Source organism: Yoonia sp., assembly GCF_042093035.1.
In the GTDB taxonomy this organism is placed as follows: Bacteria; Pseudomonadota; Alphaproteobacteria; order Rhodobacterales; family Rhodobacteraceae; genus Yoonia.
The window spans coordinates 1-10,083 of the sequence record NZ_JBELFI010000096.1 but is presented as its reverse complement, the minus strand read 5'-3'; the positions used below and the strand labels follow the sequence as shown (position 1 = coordinate 10,083).

Here is a 10,083-nt window from a genome sequence, read left to right as displayed (position 1 = left end):
CCATTCTGATCGTGTTCGGGCATGACATATGGCGCAATGCTGCAATTGCCAACCCGCCACGGTTGACGCGGGCGCGGGCTTGTCGCAAGCAGGCAGAAAGACATGGCAGCCAAAGGGAGCATCACGATGGCCTGGAAAACACTCGACGATATGGATCTTGCCGGAAAACGTGCCTTGGTGCGGGTCGATATCAATGTGCCGGTCGAGGATGGCATTGTCACCGACACGACCCGTATCGCCCGCATTATCCCCACTGTTGACGACATTCAGGAACGTGGTGGAAAAGTGATCCTGATGGCGCATTTTGGCCGCCCGAAAGGTCAGGTCGTCCCGGAGATGTCGTTGGAACACATCGCGCCCGCGGTGGCCGATGTTCTTGGTCTGCCTGTCACATGGGTCAATTCGGATTACGCCGCTGCCGTGGCGGAAATGGAAGGCGATGAGATTTTGTTGCTGGAAAACCTGCGGTTCAACCCCGGCGAGGAAAAAAACGATGCCGGTTTTGCCAAACGGCTGGCCTCTTTGGGTGACATTTATGTCAATGACGCGTTTTCAGCCGCACATCGCGCCCATGCCAGCACCGAGGCCATCGCCCGCATGCTGCCCGCTTGCGCAGGTCGTTTGATGGCGGAAGAACTCAGCGCATTGGAAAAGGCGCTTGGCACGCCGGACCGTCCGGTTGTGGCCGTTGTGGGTGGCGCGAAAGTGTCTACCAAGCTGGAACTTCTGGGCAATCTGGTTGGCAAGGTCGATCATCTGGTGATTGGTGGCGGCATGGCGAATACATTTCTGGCGGCACAGGGACATGGCGTGGGCAAATCGCTGCATGAACATGATCTGGCTGAAACAGCCCGTTCGATCTTGGCCAAGGCAGAGGCAGCTGGCTGCGAGATCATCCTGCCGCGCGACATCGTTGTTGCGCGTGAATTCAAAGCCGGTGCTGTAACGGAAACGCTCGCTCCTGACGCCTGCCCCGCTGATGCGATGATCCTGGATGCCGGTCCTGCAACAGTTGCCTATATCGGCGCGGTCTTGGAAAAAGCAAAGACGCTTGTGTGGAATGGCCCTCTGGGTGCGTTTGAGATTGCACCTTTTGATGCGGCAACCAATGCTGCGGCGACCAAAGCAGCGGCGCTTTCAAAACAAGGCCGTCTGATTTCCGTGGCCGGTGGTGGCGATACGGTTGCTGCGTTGAACCAAGCAGGTGTGGCAGATGATTTTACCTATATCTCCACAGCAGGCGGCGCGTTTCTGGAATGGATGGAGGGTAAGGAACTGCCGGGCGTGGCCGCTTTGATGCAGAGCTGAAAGGGGGCGCTGCCCCCGGTGCTGCGCACCTCCCCCGCGGTATTTTTGAACAAAAGAAACAGGCTTGGCGGTGGATTTGCCCGCCTGTTTGCGATAACATAAGGGCCGATGGCGCTAACACATTTGCAACGCGCCCCCCCGCCCCCTATCGGTCCTGCATATGGATTGCATATGAAAGGGCGCCCTCATGAAAACCACCAGAACCGTTCAGAAAATCCTTGCAAACTATGAGGGCGAAACGCCCGGCGTGAAGGCCAACCTTGCCCGCATGTTAATGAACGGCAAATTGGGCGGCACCGGCAAGATGATTATCCTGCCTGTCGATCAGGGGTTCGAGCATGGTCCGGCACGGTCATTTGCGCCCAATCCTGCGGGCTACGATCCGCACTATCATTATCAGCTTGCCATTGATGCCGGGCTCAGCGCCTTTGCGGCCCCCTTGGGCATGATTGAGGCCGGTGCGGATACATTTGCCGGCCAAATCCCCACGATTTTGAAGGTGAATTCCGCCAATTCACTGATCCCGGATGCCGCACCAAAAACCCAGGCGATCACGGCCTCAGTCGATGATGCATTGCGTCTTGGGTGCGGGGCGATTGGTTTTACCATCTATCCGGGTTCATCCGCAGCGCTGAACATGTTCAGTGATATCGCCGAAATGCGCAAAGAGGCCGCCGCCAAAGGCATCGCTACTGTGATATGGTCCTATCCGCGCGGTGAGGCGCTCGACAAGGATGGCGAAACCGCGATTGATATTGCCGCCTATGCCGCCCAGATCGCGGCGTTACTGGGTGCGCATATCATCAAGATCAAGCTCAGCACCGATCACCTGAGCCTGCCTGAAGCAAAGAAGGTTTACCAAAGCAAGGCGATTGATATTGCAACGCAGGCCGCACGGGTGCGTCACTGTGTTGACAGCGCGCTTGGCGGGCGTCGGATCACTGTATTCTCCGGTGGTGCTGCCAAGGGGGCCGATGCGGTTTATGACGATGCCCGTGCGATCCGGGATGGTGGCGGGAACGGTTCTATCATCGGGCGCAATTCGTTCCAGCGTGAACGGGGTGATGCACTGGCGATGCTGAACAAGCTGGTCGATATTTACCGCGGCAAGGCATAAGGTCTACATGTCTTTTTCATGGCCCGTTTCAACAACGCCGGCCGCAGCAAAGCTGGGGCGGGCGCGCATCCGCCCATAATAATCTTCAAGCGGCGAGCCTTGCCACCATGCGTCCAACTGATGGACCCTGAAACGCGCCAGCGCAGCGGTCGCGAATGCATCCGCCATTGAATACGCGGGCCCTGTCAGAAACGGCTGGCTTTCGACCGCGCCGATCATCCGCTGGACCAGCGCCTTTGTTGACGCAAGATGCCGCTCTATCGCTTGGGGATCGCGCAACAGTTCTTGAAAGCGCGCGTTGCCAGCGATACGCCCTTCAAGCAATGCGGCCATGTCGGGCTGGTCTTGCAGCATCTTCCTGAGCAATCGTCCGCGCGCGGTAATCTGCGGCGCAGTTCCATCTTCATCGAGACGATTGCGATAAAGAAGGACCCCATAGTGCGGCGCCATGATGTCCTTGAGCCAATCCTGCGTTGTCGGTCCTCCCGACAGATCCGGGCCGTTCAGCGCCTGCGCCCAATTGACGATATTGATCGTATCGGTGACCACCTCATCGCCGATCACAAGGGTCGGAACGACGGCCTTTGGGTTCAGCGCGACATACCAAGGCTCAAACTGTTCGTTTGTATCCATGATATCGACCGTAACGCGGCGAAATGGCACCGCCTTTTCGACCAACGCCAAGCGCGCCATCTGTGAACAAATTGACGCCGGGTGGTCGTACAATACAATATCTGTCATCGGCGCAGGCTAGCATGTCGCCATGATAGAGGGAACACGCCGTTGATAGGGCGCAGGGCGATGACCTGAGATTTGCTGCGTATGACTTTGATGTCGGCCTCATTTTTTTCTGAATTTTGGGATTCACTTTGCGAATCAAATATGCGAATCTGTTCGCACCCACCCGCGAGAGGTGGCATGTGAGGCAGAGCAATGATCCGACGCAACACCCCCAAACTGGGTTCGCTTTTCTATTTCCTCGGCATGACGACGCTGGGGCTTTATTTTACCTTTGCCGCCGTGCAGGGCGATTACGGTCTGTTCAAACGTATCGAAGTGAACGCCGAAGGTCAGGCTTTGCAGGCCGAATTGACGACCCTTCAGGCGGAGGTCGCGCGCATGGAAAACCTGACCACGCGCCTGTCGGACAGTTTCCTTGATCTGGACCTTCTCGATCAGCAAGCACGCGATGTGTTGGGCCTGATCCGCGCCGATGAGATTGTCATCCGCTAACAGAAATCCTGCGGTCAATTGAGGTAATCACCTGACGCAAGGCAGCTATACCACGAGAAGATGGCCACGGGTCACTTTGACACTCGCATTTTTTGACGGCATGGTTTAGCAATAGTTTAATACTAAACTACTTGTATCCACGTCGGAGGAATCCAGATGCCGCCAAAGAAAGCCGCCGCGAAACCCAACGTCTCGGCAGAAGAACTGCTCGGACATTACCGTGAAATGCTGTTGATCCGGCGATTTGAGGAAAAGGCGGGTCAGTTATACGGGATGGGCCTGATTGGTGGCTTCTGTCACCTTTATATTGGGCAGGAAGCCGTTGTTGTGGGGCTGGAGGCCGCAGCCGAAGAAGGCGACAAGCGCGTCACATCCTACCGCGACCACGGGCATATGCTTGCCTGCGGCATGGACCCCAAGGGCATCATGGCAGAGCTGACCGGCCGCGAAGGCGGTTTTTCCAAGGGCAAGGGCGGCTCGATGCACATGTTCTCCAAGGAAAAGCATTTCTATGGTGGCCACGGCATTGTGGCGGCACAGGTGCCATTGGGTGCCGGCCTCGCCTTTTCCGACATGTACAAAGGCAATGACCGCGTGACTTTCGCCTATTTTGGTGACGGTGCGGCCAACCAGGGTCAGGTCTATGAGACCTACAACATGGCAGAGCTTTGGATGCTTCCGGTCGTCTTTGTGATCGAGAACAATCAATATGCGATGGGCACGTCGGTGAAACGCTCCACCAAGTCACCATCCCTTTGGCAACGTGGTGCGGCCTATGGCATTCCCGGTGAGGAAGTTGATGGCATGAGTGTATTGGCCGTCAAAGAGGCTGGCGAACGTGCCGTTGCCCACTGCCGCGCTGGCAAGGGCCCCTATATTCTGGAAGTGAAAACCTACCGTTACCGTGGTCATTCCATGTCGGACCCCGCGAAATACCGAACCCGTGAGGAAGTGCAGAAGATGCGCGACGAGCGTGACCCGATTGAACAAGTGCGCGATATGCTGCTCACCGGCAAGCACGCCTCTGAGGATGATCTCAAGGCGATCGACAAAGACATCAAAGCTGTTGTGAACGAGGCCGCCGAGTTTTCAAAAGAGAGCCCGGAGCCTGCACTTGAAGAGCTTTGGACAGATATCTACGCAAAAGTGGAGGCGTAAATCATGGCGACCGAAATTCTTATGCCCGCGCTGTCGCCGACGATGGAAGAAGGCACATTGGCCAAATGGCTTGTCAAAGAAGGGGACACTGTGTCCTCCGGTGACATCATGGCCGAGATCGAAACCGACAAAGCCACGATGGAATTCGAAGCCGTCGATGAAGGTATCGTTGGCAAGATCCTGATCGCAGAAGGCACCGAAGGGGTGAAAGTGAACACAGCTATCGCGATGCTTGTTGAAGAAGGCGAAGACGTGGCCGCCGCTGGTGCATCCGCACCTGCCCCCGCAGCAGAGGCCGCCGCCGCCGCCGAAGCACCCGCCGCCCCTGTTGTTGTCACGGAACCTGCCGCACCGGAAGCTGACGCAACCCCCGATTGGGACGCCGATGTTGAAACCAGGCCGACAACCGTCCGCGAAGCTTTGCGCGACGCGATGGCCGAGGAGATGCGCAACGACGAAGACGTGTTCCTCATGGGTGAGGAAGTCGCTGAATACCAAGGTGCCTATAAGATCTCTCAGGGTCTGCTGGATGAATTCGGTGCGAAACGTGTGATCGATACGCCCATCACGGAGCACGGATTTGCCGGTATCGCAACGGGTGCCGCATTCGGTGGATTGAAACCGATCGTTGAGTTCATGACATTTAACTTCGCCATGCAAGCCATTGACCACCTTATCAACTCTGCCGCCAAGACACTCTATATGTCTGGTGGGCAGATGGGTGCGCCGATGGTGTTCCGTGGCGCTAATGGTGCGGCGGCCCGCGTGGGCGCGCAGCATTCGCAGTGCTACGCCGCCTGGTATATGCAGGTGCCCGGTCTGAAAGTCGTGATGCCTTACTCTGCCGCTGATGCAAAGGGTTTGCTCAAGACCGCGATCCGTGATCCGAACCCAGTGATCTTCCTTGAGAATGAAATCATGTATGGCAAATCCTTTGATATGCCGGTCATGGATGACTTCACCATCCCGTTTGGCAAGGCAAAGATTGAACGCGCTGGTGACGACGTCACAATCGTCAGTTTCGGCATCGGCATGACCTATGCACTTGAAGCGGCAGAAAAGCTCGCTGCGGATGGTATCAACGCCGAAGTCATCAACCTGCGCTCACTGCGTCCGATGGATACCGCGACAATCCTGCAATCTGTGCGCAAGACAAACCGCTGTGTCACGGTCGAAGAAGGCTGGCCGCAAGGCAGTGTGGGCGGCTACATCAGCGGCGTCATCATGCAAGAGGCGTTTGATTATCTGGACGCGCCGGTCATCAACTGCACGGGCAAAGACGTGCCGATGCCATATGCTGCGAACCTCGAAAAACATGCATTGCTGACATCCGACGAAGTTGTCGATGCCTGCAAGCAAGTAACCTACCGCTAAGGAGACAGCGCCATGCCAACAGAAATCCTGATGCCCGCCCTGTCGCCGACGATGGAAGAAGGCACATTGGCCAAATGGCTCGTTAAAGAGGGGGATACGATCTCCTCCGGCGATGTCATGGCTGAGATCGAGACCGACAAGGCCACGATGGAATTTGAAGCCGTCGACGAAGGTGTGATGGGCAAGATCGTGATCCCGGAAGGCACCGAAGGGGTGAAGGTCAACGATGTGATCGCCGTCCTGCTTGAGGAAGGTGAAAGCGCGGATGATATCGGTGATGTATCCGCATCAGAACCGGCTGCCGCAGCAGAGGCCCCCGCAGCCCAAGCAGCGGCACCTGCCGCCGCAACCCCTGCCCCTGCAGCCCCTGCCAAGGATGGCAAGCGCATCTTCGCCACGCCTTTGGCGCGCCGGATTGCCGCCGACAAGGGTTTGGATTTGACCACAATGGCAGGCTCCGGCCCGCATGGTCGGATCGTGAAGGCAGATGTTGAAAATGCAACCGCTGCACCCAAAGCCGCAGCACCCGCCGCCAAGACTGACGCGCCAGCCGCCGCGACCATGGCTGCGGGCCCGGCGACTGATGTCGTGCTCAAGACATACGCCGACCGCCCCACTGAGGAAGTCAAGCTCGACGGTATGCGAAAAACACTCGCAGCCCGCCTGACGGAGGCGAAGCAGTCTGTGCCGCATTTCTATCTGCGCCGCGACATCCAGTTGGATGCCTTGCTGAAGTTCCGCAGCCAGCTCAACAAGCAGCTTGAGCCGCGCGGCGTGAAGCTGTCGGTCAACGATTTCATCATCAAAGCCTGCGCGCTTGCATTGCAGCAGGAGCCGGAGGCGAACGCTGTTTGGGCCGGTGATCGCACGCTGAAGTTTGAAAAGTCCGATGTGGCGGTGGCTGTGGCGATTGAGGGCGGCCTCTTTACCCCGGTTTTGAAAGATGCCGAAATGAAGTCACTCTCCGCGCTTTCTGCGGAGATGAAAGACCTCGCCGGCCGCGCGCGTGAGCGCAAGCTTGCGCCGCATGAATATCAAGGTGGCAGCTTTGCGATTTCAAACCTTGGCATGTTCGGCATCGACAACTTCGATGCGATCATCAACCCGCCTCATGCAGCGATCCTTGCGGTTGGTGCTGGCGCGAAAAAGCCGATTGTCGGGGCCGATGGTGAGCTGACAGTTGGGACAGTGATGTCGACCACATTGTCGGTCGATCACAGGGTGATTGATGGTGCGTTGGGTGCGAACCTGCTCAATGCAATCAAGGACAACCTTGAGAACCCCATGACAATGCTCGCGTAAACGCTAAACGCGCGCATTTTTACAAATGAAACGCCGGTCTCCTTTTCAGGACACCGGCGTTTTGCTTCTACATGACAGTTTTCAGAATCTGATCCATTGAGATCGACGGCTGTGAACATCCCGCCTCTCCGACGATCTTGGCAGGCACGCCTGCGACGGTCTTCATCGGCGGCACTTCTTCCAGCACAACAGAACCCGCAGCGATCCGGCTGCAATTGCCGATCTTGATGTTGCCAAGCACATGCGCCCCGGCCCCGATCAAAACGCCGTTGCCGATCTTGGGATGGCGGTCATCGTCTTCTTTACCCGTCCCGCCCAAAGTCACCGAATGCAGCATCGAGACATTGTCACCGACGACGGCTGTTTCACCAACAACGATAGAATGTGCATGGTCGATCATGATCCCCTGCCCGATCTTCGCAGCCGGGTGAATATCCACGCCGAACATCTCGCTGGTGCGCATCTGAATGAAATAGGCCAGATCCTTGCGGTCACGCTGGTAAAGCCAATGGGCCAAGCGATAGGATTGCACCGCCTGAAACCCCTTGAAGAACAACAAAGGCTTCATGAACCTGTGGCACGCTGGATCACGATCATAGGTTGCCACAAGGTCAGCACGGGCCGCAGCAACCAATTCAGGTGACTGCACATATGCATCATCCGCGATTTCACGCAGGATTTGCTCTGACATTTCAGGTGAGCCGAGCTTCATCGAAATCCGGTAGGCCAATGCACCCTCCAAGGACTTGTGATGCAGAATACCGGCGTGGATCAACCCGCCCATCAACGGCTCGTCTGCGATCGCAATTTCTGCTTCGTCGCAAATCCGGTGCCACACCGGGTCAATTTCAGTCAGGCTGGGTCTTGGATGCGGCATGGCGCTGTTCCCTTGGTCGCTACACGGACATGTGTAACCATTTAGGCGCTTCCAAGCCAAGAACAAACCTGTGATCGTACATATCACATATTCTGATTGTGTTCTCTTTCACGCAACGCACTGAAAACACATATAAATATGTCGCAAACAGTTTTGTCAAGATGCGCAGGTCGCGGCGCCAGAAGGTGTCTATTTGCCGCTGCCATCAAAGTTCCCGCGCCAAAATCGGCATGCGGGCTGCCATGATTTCTTCGATGCCTATCGCCCGCATCGGCGGCAGCCAAGAGCTGCACGATCTGCCGCTGATGCTCTTGCTGCGGATACCGCAACAGCATTCTGACCGCAGTTTCAACGTCCGCCAGTTGCGCCGGTCGCATCAGATTACCGTGACGCTGATGCTTGGCCCCGCCCCGAACCGCGACGACAGTTGCGCGACCGTGATATCGAATACCCCCGTGCCTACATCCGCCGCCAGCAAGGCCGGGTCGTAGTTCCATGAGGGTGTCCCAACGGTGACTTCCCGGCGCAGCACACCGTTCTGCACAACACGCAAGCGATAGCTCTCCATATCCTCACCGAGTGGCACATCCGCATCTCCCCAAAGATCACCGTCAATGCGCGTTGCCCTGATCCAACCGACGGCGACACCATATCCTGTTCGCTGTGCCCGCAAATGGGTCACCGGATAAGGGCGCAGGCCGTTGCCTTCAAACACATGACTGGCATAGCGGTAGCTGGGATCCCCCAGGGGCTGTTGTGCCGGACCATATCGGAAATGGCGGGCGGTCCCGCGCGATGTACTGGGCAGGCCGATCTGAAGTGGCGTGCCATCAAGCAACACAACTTTTGATCCAATCGGCCACGTGACTGGCATCCCCCCCCAGGTCCCGAACTGCCCACGCAAAAGACGCGAAATTGCAAATCGACCTGAGCTGATCGGCTCGGCGGTCTGAAACTGCAAGATTTCCCAACCATCTGCGGCACCGCTGCCAATGGCTAATGTATTGGCGCCAGCCAGAAGCGCCTCTTGCGTTGTGGCACTGAGGGTACCACTCACCAAACCCACTTCAAATCCGGCCTGACGGTCCCAAATGCCTATCGGCCCAGCGCCCAGTGCCGTTTGCGTGACGCCCACCACACAGGGCGCGCGCAATGTATCAAGCATCGTGTAGTCGCTGTCCTGTGCCGCACCGTAAAGTGCGACACTGCCAGTCCAAGGCGCGGCAGTGGCGGCGACATAGGGCGCATGAGGAATTTCATCACCCGTGAGCAAAGGCAGATCAAGAAACAGAAGCTCTACTGGGCTCGGGCCCTGATAGGCGGGCAGGACTGCGGCTTCCTGGGGGCGGACAATCGCTTGCGGGATTTCGGCATCAACCCTGGTAGCCTCGGCGAGCCGGACACCCGCCTCATCAATGCGGTCAATACGGTAGAGCTGTGTCGCCGTATCGCCTGTAAGCGCCACAACATCACCTGCCCCAATATCCGCACGCGACGGTGGCAAAGCAAACTGAGCAGTGTCGCGGGCAACGCGTGCCTCTTGCAGCCAGCGCGTGACAATGTCCGCGCCCTCGTCGCGGGTTAGCGCCAAGGGCAGCTCATTGCGGGTGACAGAAATCGTAGTCTCATCTGGCATGATCGCTTCGGTCGCAATGGCGTCGTACCGACCGTCCGCCGCAATAAATGCGAGCTTCACACGCCCGGCAATTTCCGC

Annotated in this window: 9 protein-coding genes; 6 read left to right on the top strand and 3 right to left on the bottom strand. The window is 57.3% G+C overall.

The window, feature by feature from the left end; all coding sequences use genetic code 11:
* Nucleotides 1-126 precede the first annotated feature (126 nt).
* The gene (locus ACFDSS_RS11425; protein ID WP_375255870.1) at nucleotides 127-1,308 is read left to right on the top strand and encodes a phosphoglycerate kinase; all 1,182 of its coding nucleotides are present in this window, start codon (nucleotides 127-129) and stop codon (nucleotides 1,306-1,308) included.
* A gap of 187 nt (nucleotides 1,309-1,495) precedes the next feature.
* Nucleotides 1,496-2,425, top strand: a complete 930-nt coding sequence (locus ACFDSS_RS11420; RefSeq protein ID WP_375255869.1) for a class I fructose-bisphosphate aldolase — start codon at nucleotides 1,496-1,498, stop codon at nucleotides 2,423-2,425.
* 3 nt (nucleotides 2,426-2,428) lie between these two features.
* Here the strand turns inward: ACFDSS_RS11420 and ACFDSS_RS11415 are convergent, their stop codons facing one another.
* Nucleotides 2,429-3,166, bottom strand: a complete 738-nt coding sequence (locus ACFDSS_RS11415; RefSeq protein WP_375255868.1) for a glutathione S-transferase family protein — start codon at nucleotides 3,164-3,166, stop codon at nucleotides 2,429-2,431.
* Between the two features lie 192 nt (nucleotides 3,167-3,358).
* Between ACFDSS_RS11415 and ACFDSS_RS11410 the strand changes: the two genes are divergently transcribed.
* From ACFDSS_RS11410 to ACFDSS_RS11395, 4 genes are all read left to right on the top strand, one after another.
* Entirely contained in the window at nucleotides 3,359-3,658 is a 300-nt protein-coding gene (locus ACFDSS_RS11410; RefSeq protein ID WP_375255867.1) for a septum formation initiator family protein, read from the top strand.
* A 156-nt stretch (nucleotides 3,659-3,814) separates the two neighbouring features.
* A complete protein-coding gene (gene pdhA / locus ACFDSS_RS11405; RefSeq protein WP_375255866.1) occupies nucleotides 3,815-4,816 on the top strand; it encodes a pyruvate dehydrogenase (acetyl-transferring) E1 component subunit alpha in 1,002 nt (333 codons plus the stop codon).
* 3 nt (nucleotides 4,817-4,819) lie between these two features.
* The gene (locus ACFDSS_RS11400) at nucleotides 4,820-6,190 is read left to right on the top strand and encodes a pyruvate dehydrogenase complex E1 component subunit beta (RefSeq protein ID WP_375255865.1); all 1,371 of its coding nucleotides are present in this window, start codon (nucleotides 4,820-4,822) and stop codon (nucleotides 6,188-6,190) included.
* A 12-nt stretch (nucleotides 6,191-6,202) separates the two neighbouring features.
* Complete coding sequence (locus ACFDSS_RS11395; RefSeq protein WP_375255864.1) at nucleotides 6,203-7,492, top strand: pyruvate dehydrogenase complex dihydrolipoamide acetyltransferase; 1,290 nt, start codon at nucleotides 6,203-6,205, stop codon at nucleotides 7,490-7,492.
* 67 nt (nucleotides 7,493-7,559) lie between these two features.
* Here the strand turns inward: ACFDSS_RS11395 and cysE are convergent, their stop codons facing one another.
* Together cysE and ACFDSS_RS11385 are read right to left on the bottom strand one after the other, a co-directional pair.
* Entirely contained in the window at nucleotides 7,560-8,369 is an 810-nt protein-coding gene (gene cysE / locus ACFDSS_RS11390) for a serine O-acetyltransferase (protein ID WP_375255863.1), read from the bottom strand.
* Nucleotides 8,370-8,745: 376 nt separating this feature from the next.
* Nucleotides 8,746-10,083, bottom strand: a 1,338-nt coding sequence (locus ACFDSS_RS11385) for a phage tail protein (protein ID WP_375255862.1), incomplete at its 5' end; no start/stop codon positions are given.

Bases quoted from the DNA above. Each gene is read 5' to 3' on its own strand.
- ACFDSS_RS11425 (WP_375255870.1), top strand. From the start codon at position 127: ATGGCCTGGAAAACACTCGACGATATGGATCTTGCCGGAAAACGTGCC.
- ACFDSS_RS11420 (WP_375255869.1), top strand. From the start codon at position 1,496: ATGAAAACCACCAGAACCGTTCAGAAAATCCTTGCAAACTATGAGGGC.
- ACFDSS_RS11415 (WP_375255868.1), bottom strand. From the start codon at position 3,166: ATGACAGATATTGTATTGTACGACCACCCGGCGTCAATTTGTTCACAG.
- ACFDSS_RS11410 (WP_375255867.1), top strand. From the start codon at position 3,359: ATGATCCGACGCAACACCCCCAAACTGGGTTCGCTTTTCTATTTCCTC.
- pdhA (WP_375255866.1), top strand. From the start codon at position 3,815: ATGCCGCCAAAGAAAGCCGCCGCGAAACCCAACGTCTCGGCAGAAGAA.
- ACFDSS_RS11400 (WP_375255865.1), top strand. From the start codon at position 4,820: ATGGCGACCGAAATTCTTATGCCCGCGCTGTCGCCGACGATGGAAGAA.
- ACFDSS_RS11395 (WP_375255864.1), top strand. From the start codon at position 6,203: ATGCCAACAGAAATCCTGATGCCCGCCCTGTCGCCGACGATGGAAGAA.
- cysE (WP_375255863.1), bottom strand. From the start codon at position 8,369: ATGCCGCATCCAAGACCCAGCCTGACTGAAATTGACCCGGTGTGGCAC.